Here is a 21,334-nt window from a genome sequence, read left to right as displayed (position 1 = left end):
GTCGAGCAGGGCGCCGGTGGCGGCGCTGATCTTGGACAGGCCGCCGGGCTGGGAGCGGGGCCGGGCCGGGGGCTTGGCGAGCGCCCTCAGATAGGTCTGTTCGGCGTCGGTCAGGCGCAGCGCCCGGCCGATCCCGGCGAGCACGGCCTCGGAGACGCCGGTGGTGCGGCCCTGCTCCAGCCGGGTGTAGTGGTCGACGCCGACATCGGCCAGCATCGCGACCTCCTCGCGGCGCAGTCCGGCGACGCGGCGCATGCGGTCGCCGGCGAGCAGACCGACGTCCTGGGGGGTGAGGGCGGCGCGCTTGGCCTTGAGGAAGGCTCCCAGTTCGATCATGGCTCACAGTACCGGCCGCGGGGCGGGCGCTGCCTGGGTCTCGTTGTCCCTGGAACGTCCGACCTGGGCAGAAGCGGTCCTGTCAGGGGCCCGGTGGGGCGGGACACAGTGGTGGCGCTCCGTTACGAATCCCGAGAAGCCGAGGAACAAGTGATGACCGTGCTGACCCTGCAGGACGCCGTTCGCCGTACCGAGGCCGGAATGGTCCAGGCCGACGCGCTGGGAGTGGCCGTGAACATCGCGGTCGTGGACGCCGGCGGGCACCTGCTGCACTTCGCGCGGATGGACCAGGCATGGCTGGGCTCGATCGACATCGCGTTGAAGAAGGCCAAGACCGCGATGCTGTTCCGGATGCCGACCGCGGTGATCGGGCAGATCTCCCAACCGGGCGGTCCCTGCTACGGCATCGAGGCCACCAACGACGGCCTGATCTCCTTTGGCGGCGGGTTGCCGATCATCGACGAGCACGGCCGCACCGTGGGCGCGGTCGGGGTGTCGGGCGGCGACGTCCAGCAGGACACCGAGGTCGCCGAAGCCTGCCTGTCCGCGGCGGGGTGAACGCGCGTGACGTGGTCTTTGCGTGTCCGGCCGGTTGTGGGGTGACTCACCGGGTATGGCGCATCTGACAATAAAAGGGACAAATTGACCTGGTCAAGGAGGGGCCCTATGGCCGGGATGACGCATACTCCGCGGTCTCGCGGAACCGGAATGCTGAAAGCTCCCCGCAGCCGAGGCATGCTCAGCGGCCTGCTGCTGATCCTCCTGGCGCTGTGGGGCGGGCTCATTCCGTTCATCGGCCCGTACTTCCATTTCGGGTTCGGGCCGGACGACGCGTGGGTCTACACCTCTGACCGTCTGGTGCTCTCCATCCTTCCGGCGATCGCGGTGGGGGTGGGCGGCCTGATCCTGCTGGTCAGTTCCAACCGTCCTATCGCGCTGTTCGGTTCCTGGCTGGCGATCCTGGGCGGTCTGTGGTTCGTCGTGGGCGCCACGATCGCCGCGCAGTGGGACGTCAGCCCTGGAGCGGCGCTCGGCGGTCAGACCCGTCGGATCGCCGAACAACTGTCGTTCTTCCACGGTCTCGGCAGCATCATCGTCCTGCTCGCAGCAGTGGCGCTGGGACGTTTCCTGGTGGTCGGCGTGCGAGAGGCCCGGCGAGCGGAGGCGGGACGCGGCGAAAGCAAACGTGCCGCTGCCGCCGGGCAACAGGGCGGACGAGGATCCTCCACCGCTCCGGAGTGGGAGAACCAGGCAGGCTCACGACCCGACGACCAACGTCCGGCAACGCCCGGGCAGCGTACTTGGCGCACGACCCCGCGTTCGCGGCGGTGACCGCCTTCTCCTCGCTGGCCGGACCAGACAGGTCCGGCCAGCGGGAACGCTTTCCACCAGCTCCGGCAGGCGGCTGAACGGTTCAGTCCACCGCTGCGATGGCGGCGTCCACGTCGGCATCTGTCGTGTAGAGGTGGAAGGCCACCCGAACCGGCCGGTCCGGAAGCGGTTGGCCATCCCGACGTCGTGGTCGTGGATCGGGCCGATGCCGGCCACTTGTACGCCGAGACGGCGAGGACGTCGAAGGACGTCGCGTCGACCGGGAGCCAGCCGACCGCCTGGGTGGCGTCGGCGACGACCAGCGCGCCGTGCGCCCGGGCCGCCGCGACCACCTCGCCGCCGGCGGCGACCTCGCCCGTCGCGGACTGGACCAGGCTGAAGGCGACCGCGTCGGTGCGCTCGTCGATCGCGTGGGGCAGGTCGGCCGGCGGCACCGTGCGCACGTCGAGGTCGTGCACGAGCCAGGGGAACAGGTTCGAGGTCTGCTCGATGTCGGGGACGACGACGCGCGATCCGGACGGCAGCGAGGCCGCGACCGGGGCCAGTACCTGCGAGGCGGAGGCGCCCACGGCCACGTCATCGGACGGGACGCCGACCAGGCGCGCGAAGGCGGTGCGTGCGCGGCCGGTGGACCGGTCCCACTTGTCCCAGCCGTTGGCCCCGCGGCGCCACTCGGCCAGCGCGCTCTGCAGCGCCTCGAACGCCGGCTCCGGCGGGATGCCATAGCTCGCGGTGTTCAGCCATCCCGGCTCCGCGTCCCACATCTGTACCGCTTGGTCCAGGTTCATCGCCTATGCGACCAGTCCTGCGTTGTGGGCGGCCAGGCCCGCCTGGGTGCGGTTCTCGCAGCCGAGCTTGACCAGCATTCGCGAGACGTAGCTCTTCACCGTGGCCTCGGACAGGGAGAGCCGCTTGCCTATCTGCGCGTTCGACAGTCCCTCGCCGAGGCAGGCCAGGACCTCGGTCTCGCGTTCGGTGAGCCCGGCGACCAGGCGCCGCGCGTGCTCCCGGTGCTGCTCCGCGGCGGAGGACGCGGCGATCAGGCGCCTGGTGGCCTCCGGCGACAGGACGGTGTGCCCGTTGCAGGCGACGCGGACGAGGTCGATCAGGTCCTCCGGCGGCGTCGACTTCACCAGGAACCCGGCGGCGCCAGCGCGCACGGCGCGCAGCACGTACTCGTCGGCGTCGAAGGTGGTCAGCACCACGACCACCGGGGGATCCGGGCGCGCCATGAGGTGTTCGATCGCGGTCAGCCCGTCCATCCCGCGCATGCGGAGATCCATCAGGACGATGTCGGGGCGGTGCCGCTCGACGGCGCGCAGCGCGGCCTCCCCGTCGTGGGCCGGTTCGATCACGTCGATGCCGACGGCCGAGCCGAGGATGGTGCGCAGGTGGGCGCACACCATCGGCTCGTCGTCGACGACCAGGACGCGGATCGGGTCGGTGGTCACGAACTCGGGTCTCCCACGGTGTGTGACGAGGCGGGCACGTATGCGGGCAGTATCGCATCAATGCGGAATCCGCCGTCGTCCGTGGGCCCGGCGATCAGGGTCCCGTCGACGAGTTCGACGCGCTGCCGGACGCCGAGGAGCCCGGTCCCGGAGCCCCGGGCCGCCAGCATCGGCTCCCCTGGGTAAGGTCCCGCGGGGCCGGGCGGCCGCGCGGGCGGTCTGCCGTTGCTGACCGTGACGCGTACCTGGTCGGCGCCGTACCGCACTTCCACGCGTACGCGGGACCCGTGCGCGTGCTTGCGGACGTTGGTGAGCGCCTCCCCGACGATCCGGTGCGCCGTCCGCGCGATCGCCGGGGAGGGTGAGGCCGGGTCGCCCTCCTCGACGAGGTCGACGGGTACGCCGACGGACGCGGAGTCGGCGGCGAGGCCGGCCAGGTCCGCCGGGTCGCCGGCGGTTTCGGTGCCATCGTGCTTGGCCTGGAAGGCGCCGACCAGATCGTGCAGCTCGTCGAGGGCGCGCCGGCCCGTCGCGATCAGCTCCGCCGAGGCCTCACCGGGGCTGGTCGACAGCGTCGCCTGCGCCGTCCCCGTGGACGGTGCCCCGCCTCCCAGCCGGTACGCCCAGTCCAGCATGTCGTTCACCCGGCCGACCACGATGCCGTGCATCTCGTAGGCGAGCCTGGCCCGCTCCGCGGCACGCGCCCTGCCGGCGAGCAGCCGCCGCTCCCGTTCCGCCCGCTCGGCGCGTTCGGTGAGTGCGGCGACGAGGCGGCGCCAGGCTCTGACGTACAGCCCCAGCAGGGCCGGCAGGCCGATGAACACCGCGGCCACCGAGATGACCTCCGGATACGGCTCCCACGGCCGCGCGGCCAGGGTCAGGAGGAGCAATGTCATGCCGGCGCCCAGGGCCGGACGCTGGGAGTACGCGGCGAGGGCGTAGGCCACCAGGGGAGCCACCGCCGGGACGAGCAGCCTGGTCGAGTCGCCCGTCGGGAGCAGGTCCGCCGAACCGGTCATGGCGAGTCCGACCAGGACGACCGCTCCGGTCAGTGTCGGCACGGCCGCCAGGTGGGGATGCCGCCGGCGGACGACGAGCGCGGCTGCGAGGGGCAGTTGCAGCGCGAGTTCGATCCAGGGGACGGTCAGCTCACCGTCCCCCGTCGCCTGCGAGGAGGCCACGGCCGTGCTGAGCAGCAGCGTCCAGGCGAGCGCCACCAGCGCCAGGACCAGATCGGACCTGCCGATGCGCGGGCCGTCCCCGCGGCCGGCGGTGGCCATCGCCAGGTCGGGCCCGCGGGCGCCGGTCGCCGCGGCGGGGGCACCGGCCCTGGGGCCGCGGAGCACGCCGATCAGCTCGCGGAGCTCCAGCAGCGCTTCGCACCCGATCGCCCGTACGTGCTCGGCCGCGTCCCGGACGGCCTGGTCGGCCGAGGTGATCCGCAGCGCTCCGGCGTGCAGCACCATGAGGCTGACCCGGTGCGTCACGACGTCGTGCAGTTCCATGGCCAGGCGGGTGCGCTCCTGGGCCCTGGCCTGCTCTTCGCACAGGTCACGTTCGCGTTCGGCGGCGCGAGCCCGCTCCGTCAGCGTCCGGACGAGCATCGTGTGCGCTTCACGGTAGAACCCGAACAGCATCGGCGCGCAGACGTACAGCAGCCCGTCGCCGGCGATCGTCACCGAAGTGGACCACGGGTGCGCGACGACGACCACGAGCAGCGCCGCCATGGTCCACGCGCGCCGCCGGTCGTTCCGGTAGAGGTGCCCGGCGTACGTCAGGACGACCGGGGCCAGCGACATCAGCGGATTGGTGAGCTCGTCGGCGGTGGCGAACCGGCCGGCCGCCAGCAGCGTCCACGCCGTCACTCCGGCGACGGCGACGGCGGCCACCGGCGCGGCGCCTGCCCGCCGGCCCGCGGTCATCATGGCGCCGACGATCACCAGTCCGGCCGTTCCGGCCAGGGGGTTCCATCCGGCCGCCCCATCGGGGAGCGCGAGCGGCAGCAGCCAGGCGAGGGCGACGGCCGCGAGCAGGACCGTCCCGTCGAGGATCCGCTCCCGGACGGGCCATGTCCCGGGTGACGGCAGGTGCTCCATGCCGTTCAAGGTAACCCGGTGAGACGCCCGCACCCGGAGCTACCAGCGCAAAGACAACGAAGGAGGGCAATCGGCCGTGACGGCGATCCACTTTCGTGGACTGTGCTCACCGCTTTCGCGGCTGGTGCGCCGATCCGAGGGGGCGCTGGACTTGTGTCCCGACGATACGACGCACGGAAGGACATCACCGGATGAAGGCCTGGAACCGGCGCTTGCCATTGGCGCTGCTGACACTGACCGGAACGGTGGGCGCCACGGCGGCGTGTGCCGCCGGCCAGACCGCGCAACTCAGCGCAGGCAAGGCCAGTGCGTACGTCGTGTGGACCGAGGACGGGGCGGTACGCGGCAAGCCGGACGGGAACGTCCGCGTGTTCCAGGGCATCCCGTACGCGGCACCGCCGGTGGGGAAGCTGCGCTGGACGGACCCGCAGCCGCCCGAGCCGTGGAAGAACGTACGCGACGCGACGAGGCCCGGACCGGCGTGCCCGCAGAACCCCGGCGAGATCCCCAGCGGGAGCAAGAACGAGGACTGCCTCAACCTCAACGTGACCGCACCGTCCGGTGCCCCGGCCAAGCCCAAGCCGGTGGTCGTGTGGGTGCACGGCGGCGGCTACTACATGGGTGCGGGAAGCAACTACGGCGCCCAACGCATGGCGGCCAAGGGCGACGTCGTCGTCGTGACCGTCAACTACCGGCTCGGCGTGTTCGGCTTCTTCGGCCACCCCGGGCTGAAGGGTTCCGGAACGTACGGCCTGAAGGACCAGCAGGCCGCCCTGTCCTGGGTCCAGCGCAACATCGCGAGGTTCGGCGGCGACCCCGGCAACGTCACCCTCGCCGGCCAGTCCGCGGGCGGCCTCAGCGGCTGCGCGCAGCTCACCTCGCCGGGGGCCAAGGGCCTGTTCCACAAGGTCATCATGCAGAGCGGGTCGTGCTCGGTCGGCTGGCTGAGGAACTTCGACTACCGCGGCCAGACGCCCGAGAAGATCTTCCAGCCGGTCGCGACCGTCCGGCAACGCGGCCGGCGGACCGCGGCGGAACTCGGCTGCACGGGCGGCGACGCGGCGGTGATCGCCTGCATGCGCGGGCTGCCGGTGGACAAGCTGCTGCCGGTCCTGGAAAGGGACATGCACCCGGCGTACGGCAATGCCGTGCTGCCGGTACGGCCGAGCGACGCCGTGCGTACGGGACGGTTCCACCGCGTGCCTGTGCTGTCCGGGCACACCCGCGATGAGTCCACCCAGAGCACGGCGGTCTACGACGACGCGGGCGCCGGCCAGCGCAAGCCGATGACCGAGCAGACCTTCGACACCGTGATGGCCGAGACGTTCGGCAAGGACGAGGCGGCGGTCCGGGCCGAGTACCCGCGCTCGTCCTACGACTCGGCCGCGCTGGCGTGGTCGGCGATCGTCACCGACCGCAAGTGGGCTTCGGCGCAGTACGACATGGCCCGGGACCTGTCCCGCCGGGTGCCGGTCTACCAGTACCTGTTCGCCGACCCCAACCCTCCGGCGCTCTCCCCCGCGCCGCCGAAGATGCCGATGGGCGCCCAGCACGCCTCCGAGCTGTGGTACCTGTTCGACCTCGGCGGTATGCCGCCCGCGCTCGATCCCGAGCAGCAGCGGCTCGCCGAGCAGATGATCGGCTACTGGACGGCCTTCGCGGCGTCCGGTGATCCCGGGAAGGCCGGCGGCCCCCGGTGGCCGAGGTTCAGGACGGCCGGGAACCGCACCCCCTACGTCCAGGCCCTGGCTCCGGGCAGCGGCGGCATCCGCCCGGTCGACACGGCCGCCGAGCACCACCTCGGCTTCTGGGCAGCCCTCGGCATCTGAGGGTGGGCGGCGGCCTCGGCCAGGGGGACGAGTTCAAAGAAATCCGCCGGAGAGCGATGAGTAATGGGCGGGCTCGGAGTCTCATTATCGACTCACTTACCCGAAGGAGAGAGACCATGGCCGTCCAGCAGAGCACCGCCCCCGTTCCTTCCCAGCGCCGCTTCGTGGCCCCGGATGCCCACGGCACGACCGCCTGGACCGTCCGAATGTGGCGCACCGGTGTGCTCGCCTGCGTCGCCGCCGCCGTGGCCACCACCGCCATCTCCGCCGTCGCCAAATCGGCGGGCGTGCCAGTGGAGATCGACGGCGAGCCGATCCCCGCCATCGGCTTCGCCCAGCTGACGCTGCTGTTCAGCGCGATGGGCGTGGGGCTGGCCTACGCGCTGCGCCGCTGGGCCGCCGCGCCCAAGCGCGCGTTCTTCACGGTCACCGCCGTCCTCATCGTCCTGTCGATCGTGCCCGACCTGCTCGTCTCGGCGACCACGGCGACCCGGCTGACCCTCATCACCACCCACCTCGTGGCCGCGGCGATCGTCGTCCCGCTGGTCGCCGGCCGCCTGCCCGCCCGCCGTCAGGCCTCCTGACCAGGTGACGCCGAACTCCAGGCCGACCGTCCGCCGACGCCGGCACCCGCACTCACGGGTGCCGGCGTTTCGTCATCTGCCAGGTACCGGCCGCTCAGTGGTGCCAGGGGAGGCGGACCGGCTCGGAGGGTGCGTGTCCCGCGAGCAGGCCGGTGAGAAGTTCCGCGAGCATGAGCGGATAGACCGGCTCCCCCGCGCTCGCCAGTTCCTCCAGCGTCCACCAGCGGTGGGCGCCGACATGCTCGCGTTCGATCGGCGTGAACCCTGCGGTGTCGATGGCGTAGGCGGCCGTGCGCAGCAGGAAGAAGTCGTCCCGGAACAGGCCCCGGGCCCAGCCGAGGTCCGCGTGGCCGGAGGTCAGGGCGACCCGCGGGCCGAGGTCGTCGGGGGCGACGACCAGGCCGGTCTCCTCGCGCAGCTCGCGGACCGCGGCCCCGCTCAGCGTCTCGCCCTCCTCGACGCCTCCGCCCGGAGTGATCCAGCAGTGGCCCGCCTCGGGTTCGCCGGCGACCCTCGGCCAGCGGAACAGCAGGACGCGGTCGCTGTCGTCCACCAGCAGGACGCGCGCGGTGCGCCGCCGGTAGACCTCGTCGGCCGGCGCGCTGGTCACGTGCCCAGTTCGGAGCCCAGCTTGGCCAGCTGGGCGTCGTAGATGCGCCGCAGGCCCTTGGGGGCGAAGGTCCGCTCGAAGAAGCCCCCGATGCCGCCTGCTCCGTCCCAGGTGGTGGTGACGTGGACGCGCGCGCCCTCGGTCGCCGGGGTGACCGTCCAGGTGGTGACCATCGAGGAGTTGGCATCCTGCTCGACCAGGCGGTCGGCGGCGGGGGTGCTCACGGTGAAGAGGCAGTCGCGGACCCGCTTGCTCGTCGCCGCCAGCTTCCAGTGCACCACCGTGCCCTCGCCCTGGCCGCCTTCCCGCACTTCGTACTCGCTGAAATGCTCCGTCAGCATGCGGGACCGCATCCCCGTGTAGTCGCTGAGGGCCCCGAGCACCTGGTCCGGGCTTGCTTCTAGCGTTCTCTCCGCGGTCACCACGACTTGTCCCATGCTGATCATCCTTTCACCGCACCGGCCCGGCGTCGCCTACCCCCGCCTCCTACGACCGATGCGCGGCTTGAACCGGCCACCGGAGGGTGGGGACAGCGCCCGTTCGACGTGGTTCCCTACGACTGTCCCGGCAATCGGGCCGTGGCCCGTCCAAGTCTTGGGAGTCACGTGAACACGATCCGATCTCGGACGCCGGAAGGCTCGGTGGACGCCGTTCAGCGGACCGCGAGGATCGCCGGTGTCTGGTTCATCCTCACGTTCGTCTTCTCGATCCCGGCTGTGCTGCTGTACGACCCGGTCCTCAACGACGCGAACTACATCCTGGGAGCGGGCGCGGACACGCAGGTGCGGATCGGAGCCCTCCTTGAGATTCTGACCGCCGTCGCGAACATCGCCACCGCGGTCGTGCTGTTCCCGATCCTGAAACGGCAGAGCGAGAGCGTCTCCCTCGGTTACGTCGGCTTGCGAATCCTCGAATCGACCCTCATCGTGATCGGGGTCGTCAGCGTGCTCGCCGTCGTGGCGTTGCGGCAGGACCTGGCCGGCGGGGGCGGCGCCGACGCCGCTCTGATCGGCCGTTCACTGGTGGCGTTGAAGGATCAGACGTTCCTCCTCGGCCCCGCCTTCTGCGCGGGCTTCGGCAACGGGCTGCTGCTGGGCTACCTGATGTACCGGTCGGGCCTGGTGCCGCGCCCCATGGCGCTCATCGGGCTCATCGGAGGCCCCATCGCCTGCGCCACCGCGACCGCCGTCCTGTTCGGCGCCTACGAGCAGCAGTCCCCGGTGAACTTCCTGTTCACGGCGCCGGAGATCGTCTGGGAGGCGTCCCTGGGCATCTGGCTCGCAACCAAGGGCTTCCGCCCCGCGCCGATCCTGCAACGAACCTAGGTGATGGGGTTCTTCGTCGTCAGGTACGAGGGTGGGGCGGGTTTGTTGTCAGTGCGGTCATGGTCGGGGCGAGGTTAAATAGATATCGTTGTTTGTATGAGAGGACACCGGTTCTGGCGGGGCGTCGCCGCGGCGACGATGGCGGTATGTGCGGGGGCCGCGGCGGCGGTGCCGGCGCGGGCGGAGACGGCGTATCCCGTCGGCGACCTCGGAACGGCCGTCGGGAACTACCTCTTCAGCCCGGACGCGGTCGCCGGGGCCAACGTCTGGTCCTGCGCACCGTCCGGCGAGCATCCCGTGCCGGTGGTGCTCGTGCACGGCACGACGTCCAACCTCGGCTTCTCCGGGGCCAGGCTCGCGCCGCTCCTGGCCAACGCCGGATACTGCGTATACGCGTTCAACTACGGCGAGACGCCCTCCAGCCTCGGGCACGTCTACGGGCTCGGCGACGTCGCGGAGTCGGCGCGCACCATGAGCGCGTTCGTCGACAAGGTCCTGGCCGCCACCGGAGCCGGCAGGGTCGACGTGATCGGCAACTCCCAGGGCGGGATGATGCCGAACTACTACATCAAGCGCCTCGGCGGTGCCGCCAAGGTGCGCACCATGGTCGGGCTCGCGCCGACCAACCACGGCACCACCATGGGCGGCCTGGTCGACCTCGCGCGGTCGCTGAAGGTGCTCGGGCTGGTCAACGACGCCTACCGCTTCGTCGGTGCGCCCGCGTACACGCAGCAGGAGGACGGCTCCGACTTCCAGAACGCGCTGTTCGCCGACGGGGACACGGTTCCCGGCGTCCGCTACCTGACGATCGCGACGACGCATGACACCACGGTCACCCCGCTGGCGAACTCGTTCCTGCACGGCGGCGATTCCGTCAACATCCTGCTTCAGGACCTGTGCCCGGACGATCCGGTAGGCCACTCCGGGCTCTGGTTCGACGGGCCGGTCGCGCAGATCGTCCTCAACGCGCTCGGCCCCGGCGAGCCGGGGTTCAGGCCGCAGTGCACCGGCTACGGCCCGAACATCTGACGCCCCGGGTCAGCTGAGCCTGGAGTCGCGGGATTCCCAGTACGGGTCGCGCAGCCGCCGCTTGAGCGTCTTGCCGGACGGGTTGCGGGGGATCTCCGCGATCCGGTCGAAGCCCCGGGGCGTCTTGTAGGCGGCCAGGTGCTCCCGGCAGAAGCCGCGCAGCTGCTCGTCCGTGACGGCGCCGCCGGGCGCCACGACGATGGCGGCGTGCACGGATTCTCCCCATTCGTCCGATGGGACGCCGAACACGGCCGCGTCCGCCACCGCCGGGTGCGCGGTCAGAACCGCCTCGATCTCGGCCGGGTAGATGTTCACCCCGCCCGAGATGATCATGTCGGTGCGGCGGTCGCAGATGTAGTAGAAGCCCTCCTCGTCGCGGTAGGCGATGTCGCCGACCGTCAGCCACTCGCCCCGGCCGGCGTCCCGGAACTTGCCCTCGGCCTTGTAGTAGTCGTTGAAGACGGCGGCGCCGCGCACGTACAGGTCGCCGGGCACGTGCGGCTCCTCGACGGGGCGGCCCTCCGCGTCGAACAGCGCGATCTCGACGCCCGGAGCGGCCCGGCCGCAGCTGCCGGGCTTGCGGAGCTGGTCCTCGGGACGCAGGATCGTGTCCACGCCGAGCTCGGTGGAGCCGTACACCTCGAACAGCGAGCCCTCGCCGATCTTGTCGATGTAGCGGCGCTTGAGCTCGAACGGCCACGGCGCGGCATTGGCGATCAGCCGGCGCAGCGAGGACAGGTCCCGGGCGCGGATCGTCCCGTCCGGCAGGTCCACCACCCGGCGGATCGGCGTCGGCGCGGAGAACGTGGCGGTCACCCGGTGCCGTTCGACGAGGTCCAGCCAGCGTTCCGGGTCGAAGTCGCGCATGACGACCACGGTTCCGCCCATGAGCTGGACGATGAGCATGAAGCTCATCGGCCCGGAGTGGTAGAGCGGGCCGGTCGTGAGGTAGACGTCGCCGGGCTCGAAGCCGATCTCGCCGACCAGCCCGAGGACGAGGGCCGGGTCGGGCTCGCCCCGCACGACGCCCTTCGGCTTGCCGGTCGTCCCCGACGTGTAGAACATCGAGGTGCCGGCCGCCGGGTCGGCGCCGAGGGGCACCGGTTCGGTCTCGGGGCTCTTCGCGGCCAGGGCGTCGAGCGAGGAGGCCCACTCCGGCACCGATCCACCCCAGGCGAGCCAGGAGCGGACCTCCCCGGCCTGCCGGGACGCCGCCTCCAGTTGCGCCGCCTGCTCGGCGTCGAACATCACCAGGGCGGCGTCGGCGTTCTCGACGACGTAGGTCGTCTCCTCCTGGCTCAGGCGGTAGTTCAGCGGCACCCCGACGGCCCCGCACTTGCGCAGGGCCGCGATCAGCGCGACGACCGCGGTGCTGTTGCGGCCGCACCAGACGACCTTGGTGCCCGCTCGGACGCCGTGGTCGACGAGCAGGTTGGCGTACCGGTTCACCAGCGCGTTGAACTCGGCGTACGTCAGGCGTGCGTCGTCCTCGATGAGCGCGGTCTTCGACGGGGTGGCGGCGGCCAGCGCCGCCAGCGGGTCCACGGCGGGTGCGGTCATGGGGAAACCTCCTGGCGGTCGCGGTTCACATGGGCCGGTGGGCGAGGGCGCGCTCCAGCCGCTCCTGGGCGCGGGCCGCCTGCCGGGCGCGGTAGGCGATCGGCATGTACCGGACGCGTTCGGGCAGCAGCGGCGTGCTCCGCCCGATGACCTGCGCGGCCAGCCGCAGCCGCCGCTCGTCCGCCGCGCTCCACGACAGGCCGAGCTTCTCGCGGGCCGCCTCCGGCAGGGTGCCGACCGTGATCAGCCGTCCGATCCGTCCGCCCGCGGCGCTCAGCGGGGCGACCGCCGGCCGCAGCGGCTTCGGCACGTTCGGCGGGACCCGGCCCATCTGGGCGAGCACCTCGTGCGCCACCTTGTGCGGGACGAGGGTGCCGGCCACCATGTCGTCGAAGTAGGCCCAGTAGTCGGGGATGCTCGCCGGCAGCATCCGCTCGGGGACGCGCAGGATCCGGCCGAGCTGGAGGAACTCGTCGAAGATCTGCTGTTCCTCCTCCTCGGTCATCGGCGCGGGGGCGAAGTACTTGGCCGCCGTGACGGCGGCGTAGAAGCCGGTGAGATGCACCCACGCCCACGGTTCGGCGGACAGCGCGTGGTGGCGCCTGCCCTCCTCGTCGACCGCGCTGAGCGGCTTGTGCATCTCGCGCAGCCGCTTGCCCTCGTCGATGGCGGTCTGCCCGCCGTAGACCCAGGTCTGCACGGAGGCGAAGCTGCGGGCCGCGCGTCCGAGCGGGTCGGTGCGGAAGCTCGACAGCCGGTCGACCACGGTGCCGATCGCCGGGTGCATCACCTGGAGGATGAACACGCTGTTGCCCGCGATCGCGGACGTGTAGAGCCCCATCTGGTCCCAGAGCAGCGAGCCGGGTCCGAACGGGACGGGCTCGTCGCGGCGCTCCTGGCCGGCCGGGCGGGTCGCGGGCGTCCCCTCGGTCACCGTCATGTGCGATACCTCCTGAAACGACGACTGAGGTAAGCTAAACGCGAATAAGCAGTCGCTTACAAGTCGCGTTTACGGAGGGCCCGCCGATGGCCTCCTCACCTGGGCTTTCGCCGCGCAGGACCCCGTCCCAGGACCGGTCGCGCCGCATGGTCGAACGCATCCTGGAGGCCGCCACTCGCGTTCTGTCCGAGCGCGGGTACGACGGCGCGTCCACCAACCGGATCGCCAAGGCCGCCGGGATCAGCAACGGGTCGCTGTACCAGTACTTCCCGAACAAGGACGCGATCGTCATCGCCGTCCTGGACCGCTTCGCCGACCACCTCGCCGACCGGCTCGGCGCCGAGATCGAGGCCACGATGCGGCAGCCGTGGGAGGCCGCCGGGCGCGCGCTGCTGGACGCCCAGATCCGGCTGTTCGAGGAGGACGCCGACCTGCTGCGCATCATCGTCGAGCAGGTCCCGCGGCTCGGCCCGTTCGACAAGCTCGCGGCGCTGCAGCGGCGGCTGACCGACCTGGTCCGCGTCTACCTGCTGGTCAACCGCGCCGAGTTCCGCGACGACCTCGACATCGACGCGACCCTGTGGATCATCACCGAGACCGTCGGGATGCTGTCCATCAAGTACGTCCTGGACCGGCCGCCCATCCCCCACGACCGCATGGTGGACGAGCTCGCCGAGCTGGTCATCGGCTACATCCGCGGCTGACTCCGCGGCCCGCGCGAGGCCGCCGGGCAGAGATATCAATTTTATGATTGAAGATACGCTGACGATGTGCGCGACATCCATACCGTGATCACGGGTACGCCTCGCATCCCCGCACTGCTGCTCGTCGGCCGGGAGGACCCCGGCCTCGACCGCACCGGCCAGGCGTACCGGGCCATCAGGCGCCAGATCATCGACCTGACGCTGCCGCCCGGCAGCGGCTTCACCGAATCGGCCCTCGCGCAGCAGTGGCACATCAGCAAGACCCCGGTGCGCGAGGCGCTCGCGCGGCTGCGGCGCGACGGGCTCGTGACCGCGCTGCCGCGGGCGGGCTACGTCGTCAGCCCGATCACGCTCCAGGACACCGACGATCTCTGCGCCCTGCGGACGCTGCTGTCCGGTGAGGCCGCCGCCGCTGCCGCGCGCCGCGGCGTCGAGGCACCGGCGCTCGAACGGCTCGGCGTGCTGTCCAGGGTGCCCTTCGCGCTCGCGGCGGGCGAAGTGGAGGGCGAGGAGTCGCTGCGGGCGGGCATCGAGTTCGAGGCCATCATCGCCAACTTCAGCGGCAACAACCGCCTCAGCGAGGCGATCGTCGACGTGGTCGACGAGCTGGAGCGCGTCCTGCGCATGGCCTCGCTGATCGCTCCCGCCATCGCGAGCCCGCCCGGGGAGCTGGAGGCCATCGTCGATTGCCTGCGCGCCCGGGACGCGGACGGCGCCCACGAGGCCACGCGCAGGCGGTGCGAGCGTGTGCGGCACGACGTGCTGAAGGTCCTGGCGAGCAGCGCCTCGGTCAGCAAGGCGAACATCGAGATGCCGGTGGCGCTCCCGCCCGGGACGGTGTGACCCGGCCCCCTCCCCGGAGTCGGTCGCTCAGCGCGGCGTTCACCCTTGCCGTCCTTCCGGCCAGCCGGCGCAGGTGACGACCTCGAACCCGCGGCTGGGGAACACGGCGTCCGTGAAGAAGTCGTGGATCGCGGAGTCGCCGTCGGCGCAGCCGTCCCGCAGGACGGTCACCTCGTAGCCGCGGTCCGCCGCGTCGTAGCACGTCGCGGCGACCATCGCGCCGGTGGCGACCCCGGCGACCGCGAGCCTGTCGACGCCGGCCGCGCGGAGCACGAGGTCGAGGTCCGTGCCGGCGAACGCGCTGGCGCGGCGCTTCAGCACGACGACGTCCTCGTCGGCGACCGGCAGAGCGAGCTCCGTTCCGGCCGATCCCTCGTGGAAGGCGTCCCCGGCGTCGAAGAACGACCTGAGCAGCGCGTTGCCCGGCGGCAGGTCCGCACCGTTGGGACGGAAGCCGAAGTGCACGAACACGACGAGGGCACCGGCCGCGCGAGCGCGCGGAAGCAGTGCGGTGAGCGGCGGGACGACCTCCGCGGCGAACGGGTAGCCGTCGGTGATGCCTCGCTGGACGTCTCCGATGATCAGTGCGGTGGTCATGACAGGCTCCCGTCGAGGCGTTCCATCCGCCACTGGACAGTGGGTGAGATTACAGTTGAAGTCAGTTGAGATACTAGCAATCCCCCGTGGCATTCTTTTACCGTGAGGATCAGTGCGGCCGCGAGGATCAGCGGCGTGAGCGCCCGGTCGTTGCGCTTCTACGAGGACGAAGGGCTGATCGTCCCCGGGCGCTGCGGCAACGGGTACCGGGACTACTGCCGCTCCACCATCGACCGGGTCGTCGTCATCCGCTCCCTGCTGGGCTCGGGCCTGCCGGTGCGGCTGATCAGGGAGGCCCTCCCCCGCCTCGTCGAGCAGGACGACGCCGGCACGGGGACGCCCCGCGCGGACTACCTCGACCTCGTGGAGGGGTACCGTGACCGGCTCGCCGCGCGCATCGCCGAGCTCAACGCCCGGCAGGCGGCGCTCGACGCCTACCTCCGCGAGGCTCGCCGGAACTCGTCGATGACCGCTGGTTGACCTTGACGCCGGCGTGAACCTTCTAGGTTCCCGTCCATGGAGACCAGCGACCAGAACGAGCAGACCATGCGGGCCCTCATCCAGGAGACCCGCCGCGGCCCGGCCGATATGACCGTCGCGACCGGCCATCGCCGGCCCGCGCCGGGCCCGGGCGAGTACCTGATCCGGGTGGGCGCCGCCGGGATCAACTTCGCGGACGTCATGCAGACGCGCGGAACCTACGGAGGAGGGCCGCGGGCCCCCTACGTGGCGGGCTTCGAAGCGGCCGGGGAGATCGTGGCCGCCGGGCCCGAGACCGAGAACGCGCTTCCGGCCGGCGCCCACGTGGTGGGGACCGGGCTGGGCGCCTTCGCGCAGTACATGACGATGCCGGCCGCCGGGCTGCTTCCCATCCCGGCCGGGTGGGCGGACGCCCAGGCCCTCGGCATGGTGCTGAACTGGGCGACCGCACTGGCCGCGCTGGTTCCGCTGGGCGAGGTCAAGGCCGGTGACGTGGTGCTGATCCACGCCGCCGCCGGCGGGGTCGGGCAGGCCGCCGTGCGCCTGGCCCGGCACTACGGTGCGCGCGTCATCGCCACGGCGTCCCAGGCCAAGCACGAGACCGTCCGCGCGCTCGGTGCCGACGAAATCCTGGAGAGCCGCCGCCCCGGCCTGGCCGAGGAGATCATGCGCCTGACGGGCGGCGTCGACCTCGTCCTGGAATCGGTGGGGCGGGCCACCCTCCCGGTCAGCCTGTCGGTCGCCAAACCCTTCACCGGACGGGTCGTCGTGTTCGGCGCGGCCTCCGGCGAGGCCGAACTGAGCACCCACGACCTGGTCTTCCGCCATCACGCGCAGATCAGGGGCCTGCACATCGGCGCGCTGGCGACCTCGGCCCCGCTGATCTACCAGAGCCTGCTCACGGAGATCGAGGAACTGATCTCCACGGGCGTGTACCCGCCCGGCTCCCCGCACGTCCACCCCTTGGCCGAGGGACCGGCGGTGCTACGGGAGCTCGAAGCGGGTCAGACCCAGGGCAAGCACGCGCTCGACCCCTGGCGGTAGGAATTGATCCGCTTGATGTTGCGTCGACATCGCTTGATGGTCCGTGCACGATCCGATTCACCTCCGCACTTGCAGCACCTTGTTGCGGCACGATCGTGCTGGTCACGTCTGTTCTGGACCACCCCCATCCGATTCATGCACCGAGGATGTCTTTCATGACTGAGATAAACGACAGGACAAGTGCCGACACGGCATCGGTGGACGCACTTCTGAACGCCCTCTACGAATCGATTTCCGGCCCCGCCGGGGACCGTGACTTCGACCGCCTCCGGGCACTGCTGCTGCCCGGTGCGCGCCTGATCCCGACCGGCCGGCGGCTGCACGGCGACGGCGGTGTGCGGGTGATGGACATCGACGAGTGGATCACCGACATCCGTCCCACCATGCAGGTGGAAGCCTTCCACGAGGTAGAGATCGCCCGGCGGACGGAGCGGTTCGGCGCGGTGGCGCACGTCTGGAGCACCTACGAGGCGCGGCGGACCCACGACGGCGAGCCGTTCGGCCGCGGGATCAACAGCTTCCAACTCGTCCACAAGGACGGGCGCTGGTGGCTGGTGACGAGCTTCTGGGCCAACGAGACACCGGACTCGACCATCCCAGAGCAGTACCTGGAGGCTCCCGTCCAGGCGTGACGCGGTCTTCGGACGGCGCATCCGCCGCACCTGCGCGGCCGATGCGCCGTCCGGACCATCAGCCCTCGGTGGGCCGCCCTAGGTCGTGCGGCCCCTCGAAGCACCCGCGGCCGGGCTCGGCGCGGAGGTGCGGACGCGATGGCGGTAATCGCTCGGGGCGATGCCGTAGGCGGCACGGAAAGCACGCGTGAAGGTGGCGTGGTCCTTGAAACCCCAGAGGGCCGCGATCCGGTGCACGGGCAGCGGGCGCAGCGCCGGGTCGCCGAGATCAAGGCGTGCGTGTTCGAGGCGCAGCCGGCGGATCCACGCCGTCACCGGCATGTCGTGCGACTGGAACAGCCGGTGCAGGTGGCTGACCGAGATGTGGTGGGCGGCGGCGATCGAGCGCGGTGACAGCCGCGGGTCGTGCAGGTGCCGTCGCACATGGTCCTGGATGCGCGGGAGCAGACCATACGGATGGGCGTCGTCCCATGGGCCGGCCTGCAGATGGTGCGCGATCACCCCGTTCAGGAGGTCGACGGCCACCCGTCCCAGCCGGGGGAGGTCGGCCTGGCGGTAGGCGCCGAACTCAGCGGTCACCCGGACCAGGAAGTCGACGAGCAGCGCCCCCACCCCCGACGTTCCGGAGAGCGTCGTCGCGAGGATGCGGTCGATCTGCGGGGACGGCCACGGCACCAGGGCGCGGGGCACCTGGGCGCGGACCAGCGTCGCCGCCCCGTTCTCGGCCGTGATCCGCACCCGCAGCGGGTACCTGCTCTCGTACAGCGCGAGATCGCGGTGGCCCAGCACGGCCTGGCGGCCGGACTGGGCGACGACGATGCCGCCCCGCAGCGGGAACACGACCGAATACAGTCCGGGGTCGTGGGCGCGGATGAGCTGCGGCGTCCTCCGCACCTCGGCCGACGAGCAGGTCAGTTCGACCACGTCCGCGAGTTCCAGGTCCAGCGCCCGCGCCGTGGCCTGGAAGTCCCGGGGCTCGTCGCTCAGCACCCGCATCGCGTGCGAGCCGGCGGCCTGGAACCGGTCGAAGGCGGCCAGCCGCCGCTCGGGCGGGATCTCGGCGGTGGAGAAGACCGTCCTGATCATCGCTCCCCACGGTTCCTCTGACAACAACACCGGCTCGTAATATCTCAGGCACCACAAAGAGTATCCCAAGGAGATACCAGGAGAACGGATGGCGAGTAGACGGCCGGAGGTGTGGTTTTCCGCAGGCGGGTCGGGCGGGCGGCCTCATGGGCGCGGAGACCACGGCTTCGTAGCGTGATCTTCATGATCTTTCTCAAGAAGACGGGCGCCGCGCTGGCCGTCGCCGCCGTCGCCCTCGCCGGCTGCGGGCTGGCCGAGCCCGAGCAGACGGCGGCTCGTCCGGTCGCCCAGAAGCAAGGCGGGCAGTGGGGCCAGGTCCAGCAGCAACTGGACGATCTCGTCGCCCGCGAAGAGGCCACGGCGGCGCTGGTGCGTGTGCGGACGAGCGCCGGGACGTGGGCGGGCTCGGCCGGGGTCGCGGATCTGGAGTCGGGGCGGCCCGCTAGGGCCGACGGCTACTTCCGGATCGGGAGCATCACCAAGACCTTCGTGGCGGTCGTCCTCCTGCAGCTCGCGGACGAGGGAAAGCTGCGTCTGGACGAACCGGTCGCTCGCTACCTGCCGAACCTGGTGCCCAGCGGGCCCGTGACGGTACGGGACGTCCTTCAGCACACGAGCCTTTACCGCGACTACATGAGCGACCCGGGATACTCCACCAACCGGTGGCGAGGGGACGAGCGCTTCCGCGGCTACCGGCCGGAACAGTTGCTCAAGGTGGCCTTCAGCAAGCCCGCCGGATATCCCCCGGAGACGAAATGGCGGTACTCCAATACCAACTACGTGGTGGCGGGGCTGCTGATCGAGCGCCTGACCGGGCACAGGTACGGCGATGAGGTCCGCAAGAGGATCCTGCGCCCGCTCCGGCTGAAGCAGACGAGCCTGCCGGGGAACCGGCCCGGCCTGCCGCGGCCGCACGCGAACGAGTACGCGTGGCTTCCCGGCGGCCGCAGGGTGGACGCCACCCGGATGAACCCGTCCCTGGACTGGGCGGCGGGCGAAATGATCTCGACCACCCGGGACCTCGACCGGTTCTTCGACGGGCTGCTGGGCGGGCGGCTCCTGTCAGCGCGGGCCCTGGCCGAGATGCGCCGGACGGTACCGGCCAACGCAGAGTTCCGGTACGGGCTCGGGCTCCAGGAATACACGTTGCCCTGCGGTGTCCACGTGCGCGGGCACAGTGGCCAGCTCATCGGCTACACGACCTACGCGCTCCGCTCGGACGACGGGCGCCAGTTGACACTGTCGGTCGACCTCGGAAAGCGGACACCGCCCGGTGAAAGGCTGTACACCCTCGCCGGTGCCGTCTTCTGCTGAGCCCAGGTTCTCGCGACGCGTAGGGCTCCTGCCACCGCCTTTGCCGGCCGACTCGCCTCGGCACCACCTACACTTCCATGGTGACCGCCAACAGTGATCTTGATGTGTTCGGGGACCTGGACGCCTCCGCTCTCCCTCCGCGCCAGCAGCGGATCCTGGCCATGATCCAGGACTGGGTGGTCAGGTACGGCTACGCGCCGAGCACGCGCCAGATCGGCGACGCCGTCGGCCTGCGGTCGTCGTCGTCGGTGTCACGCCACCTGGCGAGCCTTGAGGACAAGGGGTTCCTGCGGCGCGGCAGCGCGCTGTCGCGGCCGATCGACGCGCGGGTGTTCCTGCGGCAGGAGCCGCCGCGGGACTCCTCCGGCGGTCCGGTGACCGTGCCCGTGGTGGGGCACATCGCCGCCGGCACTCCCATCTCGGCCGAGGAGCACCTGGACGAGACGCTGATGCTGCCCCGCGAGCTCACCGGCCGCGGCACCGTCTTCGCCCTGCGCGTGCGCGGCGACTCGATGGTCGACGCCGCGATCTGCGACGGCGACATCGTCGTGGTCCGCCAGCAGCAGGAGGCCCACTCCGGCCAGATCGTGGCCGCCATGATCGACGGCGAGGCCACCGTGAAGGTGTACCGGCGCCGCGACGGCCACGTCCGGCTCGAACCGCGCAACCCCGACTACGAGGTCATCGACGGTGACGAGGCCGTCGTGCTGGGGATCGTCGTCTCGGTGGTCCGCAGCGTCTGACCGCTAGGCTGTCGCCCCTAGATGAGGGAGCACACGGTGGCTGACGACCGAACCGCCGGCACTTCGGCGGAGATCGATTCCTCGGTGGCGCATCCGGCGCGGGTCTACGACGCGTGGCTCGGCGGCAAGGACAACTACGCCGCCGACCGCGAGGCCGCCGAGCAGGCCGCCGCCGCCAACCCCGACATCCTGCTCGCGGTCCAAGCCAACCGGGCGTTCTTGGGGCGGGCGGTGCACCACCTGACGGCCGACGTGGGGATCGGCCAGTTCCTCGACATCGGCACCGGAATCCCGGCCGCCGACAACACCCACGAGGTGGCGCAGCGGGTCGCCCCCGCGTCCCGCATCGTCTACGTCGACAACGATCCCGTCGTGCTCGTCCACGCCCGCGCGCTGCTGTCCAGCACGCCGGAGGGCGCCACCGGCTACCTGGACGCCGATCTGCGCGATGTGCAGACCATCTTGGACCAGGCCGCGGCGACCCTGGACCTGAGCCGGCCCGTCGGGCTGATGCTGGTGGCGGTCCTGCAGTACATCGCGGACGCCGACGACCCGCACGGGATCGTCACCCGGCTGCTGGACGCGCTGGCGCCGGGCAGCCACCTGGTGATCTCGCACCCCGCGAGCGACATCGGGGCGGAGCAGGTGGCCGAGTCGATGCGGCGCTACAACGAGCGGGCGCCCCAGCAGGAACAGGCCACGCCCCGTACCCACGCCGAGGTCACCCGCTTCTTCGACGGGCTGGAGTTGCTGGAGCCCGGAGTGGTGCAACTGCCCGAGTGGCGCCCCGGCCCCGAAG

23 protein-coding genes and 1 pseudogene are annotated in these 21,334 nt (G+C 71.3%); 14 read left to right on the top strand and 10 right to left on the bottom strand.

Annotated features, from left to right (window positions below):
* Window positions 1-336: helix-turn-helix domain-containing protein (locus E1293_RS28355; RefSeq protein WP_132200544.1), on the bottom strand; the 336-nt coding region annotated here is incomplete at its 3' end.
* A 153-nt stretch (window positions 337-489) separates the two neighbouring features.
* Between E1293_RS28355 and E1293_RS28350 the strand changes: the two genes are divergently transcribed.
* Window positions 490-894 carry a GlcG/HbpS family heme-binding protein gene (locus tag E1293_RS28350; protein WP_132200543.1) on the top strand — a complete coding sequence of 135 codons (405 nt, stop codon included), beginning with the start codon at window positions 490-492 and terminating at the stop codon, window positions 892-894.
* Between the two features lie 108 nt (window positions 895-1,002).
* On the top strand, window positions 1,003-1,668 hold the full coding sequence (locus tag E1293_RS49665; protein WP_243716647.1) for a hypothetical protein: 666 nt from the start codon (window positions 1,003-1,005) through the stop codon (window positions 1,666-1,668).
* Between the two features lie 272 nt (window positions 1,669-1,940).
* Here the strand turns inward: E1293_RS49665 and E1293_RS50785 are convergent.
* From E1293_RS50785 to E1293_RS48765, 3 genes and pseudogenes are all read right to left on the bottom strand, one after another.
* Window positions 1,941-2,432, bottom strand: a pseudogene (locus E1293_RS50785) (aminotransferase class V-fold PLP-dependent enzyme); the annotation flags it as partial.
* A gap of 27 nt (window positions 2,433-2,459) precedes the next feature.
* Window positions 2,460-3,119 (bottom strand): response regulator, encoded by a 660-nt coding sequence (locus tag E1293_RS28340; protein WP_279473285.1) that lies wholly within the window; start codon window positions 3,117-3,119, stop codon window positions 2,460-2,462.
* On the bottom strand, window positions 3,116-5,215 hold the full coding sequence (locus E1293_RS48765; RefSeq protein ID WP_207939134.1) for a sensor histidine kinase: 2,100 nt from the start codon (window positions 5,213-5,215) through the stop codon (window positions 3,116-3,118). Before E1293_RS48765 ends, E1293_RS28340 begins: the two co-directional genes overlap by 4 nt.
* A 191-nt stretch (window positions 5,216-5,406) precedes the next feature.
* Between E1293_RS48765 and E1293_RS28330 the strand changes: the two genes are divergently transcribed.
* Both E1293_RS28330 and E1293_RS28325 read left to right on the top strand, forming a co-directional pair.
* The gene (locus tag E1293_RS28330) at window positions 5,407-7,044 is read left to right on the top strand and encodes a carboxylesterase/lipase family protein (protein ID WP_132200541.1); all 1,638 of its coding nucleotides are present in this window, start codon (window positions 5,407-5,409) and stop codon (window positions 7,042-7,044) included.
* A gap of 116 nt (window positions 7,045-7,160) precedes the next feature.
* Complete coding sequence (locus E1293_RS28325; protein WP_132200540.1) at window positions 7,161-7,628, top strand: DUF6069 family protein; 468 nt, start codon at window positions 7,161-7,163, stop codon at window positions 7,626-7,628.
* 94 nt (window positions 7,629-7,722) lie between these two features.
* Here E1293_RS28325 and E1293_RS28320 read toward each other — a convergent pair whose 3' ends face one another.
* Together E1293_RS28320 and E1293_RS28315 are read right to left on the bottom strand one after the other, a co-directional pair.
* Window positions 7,723-8,238 (bottom strand): NUDIX hydrolase, encoded by a 516-nt coding sequence (locus E1293_RS28320; RefSeq protein ID WP_132200539.1) that lies wholly within the window; start codon window positions 8,236-8,238, stop codon window positions 7,723-7,725.
* Window positions 8,235-8,675 (bottom strand): SRPBCC family protein, encoded by a 441-nt coding sequence (locus E1293_RS28315; RefSeq protein ID WP_132200538.1) that lies wholly within the window; start codon window positions 8,673-8,675, stop codon window positions 8,235-8,237. The genes E1293_RS28320 and E1293_RS28315 overlap by 4 nt, the downstream gene beginning before the upstream one ends.
* A gap of 168 nt (window positions 8,676-8,843) precedes the next feature.
* Between E1293_RS28315 and E1293_RS28310 the strand changes: the two genes are divergently transcribed.
* Complete coding sequence (locus E1293_RS28310) at window positions 8,844-9,563, top strand: DUF4386 domain-containing protein (RefSeq protein ID WP_207939133.1); 720 nt, start codon at window positions 8,844-8,846, stop codon at window positions 9,561-9,563.
* A gap of 96 nt (window positions 9,564-9,659) precedes the next feature.
* Window positions 9,660-10,592, top strand: coding sequence for an esterase/lipase family protein (locus tag E1293_RS28305; protein WP_132200536.1), 933 nt, complete (start codon window positions 9,660-9,662; stop codon window positions 10,590-10,592).
* A gap of 9 nt (window positions 10,593-10,601) precedes the next feature.
* On the opposite strand, the gene E1293_RS28300 is transcribed toward E1293_RS28305, so the two are convergent.
* Both E1293_RS28300 and E1293_RS28295 read right to left on the bottom strand, forming a co-directional pair.
* Complete coding sequence (locus E1293_RS28300; RefSeq protein WP_132200535.1) at window positions 10,602-12,152, bottom strand: class I adenylate-forming enzyme family protein; 1,551 nt, start codon at window positions 12,150-12,152, stop codon at window positions 10,602-10,604.
* 25 nt (window positions 12,153-12,177) lie between these two features.
* On the bottom strand, window positions 12,178-13,092 hold the full coding sequence (locus E1293_RS28295; RefSeq protein WP_132200534.1) for an oxygenase MpaB family protein: 915 nt from the start codon (window positions 13,090-13,092) through the stop codon (window positions 12,178-12,180).
* Between the two features lie 146 nt (window positions 13,093-13,238).
* Here E1293_RS28295 and E1293_RS28290 point away from each other — a divergent pair, with 146 nt between their 5' ends.
* Both E1293_RS28290 and E1293_RS28285 read left to right on the top strand, forming a co-directional pair.
* Window positions 13,239-13,796, top strand: a complete 558-nt coding sequence (locus E1293_RS28290; protein ID WP_165978425.1) for a TetR/AcrR family transcriptional regulator — start codon at window positions 13,239-13,241, stop codon at window positions 13,794-13,796.
* 66 nt (window positions 13,797-13,862) lie between these two features.
* Window positions 13,863-14,639, top strand: coding sequence for a GntR family transcriptional regulator (locus E1293_RS28285; RefSeq protein WP_132200532.1), 777 nt, complete (start codon window positions 13,863-13,865; stop codon window positions 14,637-14,639).
* Between the two features lie 39 nt (window positions 14,640-14,678).
* Here the strand turns inward: E1293_RS28285 and E1293_RS28280 are convergent, their stop codons facing one another.
* The gene (locus E1293_RS28280) at window positions 14,679-15,236 is read right to left on the bottom strand and encodes a cysteine hydrolase family protein (protein WP_132200531.1); all 558 of its coding nucleotides are present in this window, start codon (window positions 15,234-15,236) and stop codon (window positions 14,679-14,681) included.
* 135 nt (window positions 15,237-15,371) lie between these two features.
* On the opposite strand from E1293_RS28280, the gene E1293_RS28275 reads away from it, so the two are divergent.
* The 3 genes from E1293_RS28275 to E1293_RS28265 all read left to right on the top strand — a co-directional run bounded on the left by E1293_RS28275 (window position 15,372) and on the right by E1293_RS28265 (window position 17,392).
* A complete protein-coding gene (locus E1293_RS28275) occupies window positions 15,372-15,716 on the top strand; it encodes a MerR family transcriptional regulator (RefSeq protein ID WP_243716643.1) in 345 nt (114 codons plus the stop codon).
* A 36-nt stretch (window positions 15,717-15,752) separates the two neighbouring features.
* Entirely contained in the window at window positions 15,753-16,760 is a 1,008-nt protein-coding gene (locus E1293_RS28270) for a zinc-binding dehydrogenase (RefSeq protein WP_132200529.1), read from the top strand.
* A gap of 155 nt (window positions 16,761-16,915) precedes the next feature.
* On the top strand, window positions 16,916-17,392 hold the full coding sequence (locus E1293_RS28265) for a nuclear transport factor 2 family protein (protein WP_165978424.1): 477 nt from the start codon (window positions 16,916-16,918) through the stop codon (window positions 17,390-17,392).
* A gap of 78 nt (window positions 17,393-17,470) precedes the next feature.
* On the opposite strand, the gene E1293_RS28260 is transcribed toward E1293_RS28265, so the two are convergent.
* The gene (locus E1293_RS28260) at window positions 17,471-18,478 is read right to left on the bottom strand and encodes a helix-turn-helix domain-containing protein (protein WP_132200527.1); all 1,008 of its coding nucleotides are present in this window, start codon (window positions 18,476-18,478) and stop codon (window positions 17,471-17,473) included.
* A 183-nt stretch (window positions 18,479-18,661) separates the two neighbouring features.
* Between E1293_RS28260 and E1293_RS28255 the strand changes: the two genes are divergently transcribed.
* The 3 genes from E1293_RS28255 to E1293_RS28245 form a co-directional block, all read left to right on the top strand.
* Window positions 18,662-19,792, top strand: coding sequence for a serine hydrolase domain-containing protein (locus tag E1293_RS28255; protein WP_132200526.1), 1,131 nt, complete (start codon window positions 18,662-18,664; stop codon window positions 19,790-19,792).
* A 77-nt stretch (window positions 19,793-19,869) separates the two neighbouring features.
* Window positions 19,870-20,535 carry a transcriptional repressor LexA gene (gene lexA / locus E1293_RS28250; RefSeq protein ID WP_132200525.1) on the top strand — a complete coding sequence of 222 codons (666 nt, stop codon included), beginning with the start codon at window positions 19,870-19,872 and terminating at the stop codon, window positions 20,533-20,535.
* A gap of 36 nt (window positions 20,536-20,571) precedes the next feature.
* The coding region (locus E1293_RS28245) for an SAM-dependent methyltransferase (RefSeq protein ID WP_243716641.1) at window positions 20,572-21,334 on the top strand (763 nt) is incomplete at its 3' end.

The organism is Actinomadura darangshiensis, from assembly GCF_004349235.1.
Classification (GTDB): Bacteria; Actinomycetota; Actinomycetes; order Streptosporangiales; family Streptosporangiaceae; genus Spirillospora; species Spirillospora darangshiensis.
The sequence above is the reverse complement of the archived record's forward strand: the minus strand, read 5'-3'. Positions and strand labels throughout refer to the sequence as shown.

Bases quoted from the DNA above. Each gene is read 5' to 3' on its own strand.
- E1293_RS28350 (WP_132200543.1), top strand. From the start codon at position 490: ATGACCGTGCTGACCCTGCAGGACGCCGTTCGCCGTACCGAGGCCGGA.
- E1293_RS49665 (WP_243716647.1), top strand. From the start codon at position 1,003: ATGGCCGGGATGACGCATACTCCGCGGTCTCGCGGAACCGGAATGCTG.
- E1293_RS48765 (WP_207939134.1), bottom strand. From the start codon at position 5,215: ATGGAGCACCTGCCGTCACCCGGGACATGGCCCGTCCGGGAGCGGATC.
- E1293_RS28330 (WP_132200541.1), top strand. From the start codon at position 5,407: ATGAAGGCCTGGAACCGGCGCTTGCCATTGGCGCTGCTGACACTGACC.
- E1293_RS28325 (WP_132200540.1), top strand. From the start codon at position 7,161: ATGGCCGTCCAGCAGAGCACCGCCCCCGTTCCTTCCCAGCGCCGCTTC.
- E1293_RS28315 (WP_132200538.1), bottom strand. From the start codon at position 8,675: ATGGGACAAGTCGTGGTGACCGCGGAGAGAACGCTAGAAGCAAGCCCG.
- E1293_RS28305 (WP_132200536.1), top strand. From the start codon at position 9,660: ATGAGAGGACACCGGTTCTGGCGGGGCGTCGCCGCGGCGACGATGGCG.
- E1293_RS28300 (WP_132200535.1), bottom strand. From the start codon at position 12,152: ATGACCGCACCCGCCGTGGACCCGCTGGCGGCGCTGGCCGCCGCCACC.
- E1293_RS28295 (WP_132200534.1), bottom strand. From the start codon at position 13,092: ATGACGGTGACCGAGGGGACGCCCGCGACCCGCCCGGCCGGCCAGGAG.
- E1293_RS28290 (WP_165978425.1), top strand. From the start codon at position 13,239: ATGGTCGAACGCATCCTGGAGGCCGCCACTCGCGTTCTGTCCGAGCGC.
- E1293_RS28280 (WP_132200531.1), bottom strand. From the start codon at position 15,236: ATGACCACCGCACTGATCATCGGAGACGTCCAGCGAGGCATCACCGAC.
- E1293_RS28270 (WP_132200529.1), top strand. From the start codon at position 15,753: ATGGAGACCAGCGACCAGAACGAGCAGACCATGCGGGCCCTCATCCAG.
- E1293_RS28265 (WP_165978424.1), top strand. From the start codon at position 16,916: ATGACTGAGATAAACGACAGGACAAGTGCCGACACGGCATCGGTGGAC.
- E1293_RS28260 (WP_132200527.1), bottom strand. From the start codon at position 18,478: ATGATCAGGACGGTCTTCTCCACCGCCGAGATCCCGCCCGAGCGGCGG.
- E1293_RS28255 (WP_132200526.1), top strand. From the start codon at position 18,662: ATGATCTTTCTCAAGAAGACGGGCGCCGCGCTGGCCGTCGCCGCCGTC.
- lexA (WP_132200525.1), top strand. From the start codon at position 19,870: ATGGTGACCGCCAACAGTGATCTTGATGTGTTCGGGGACCTGGACGCC.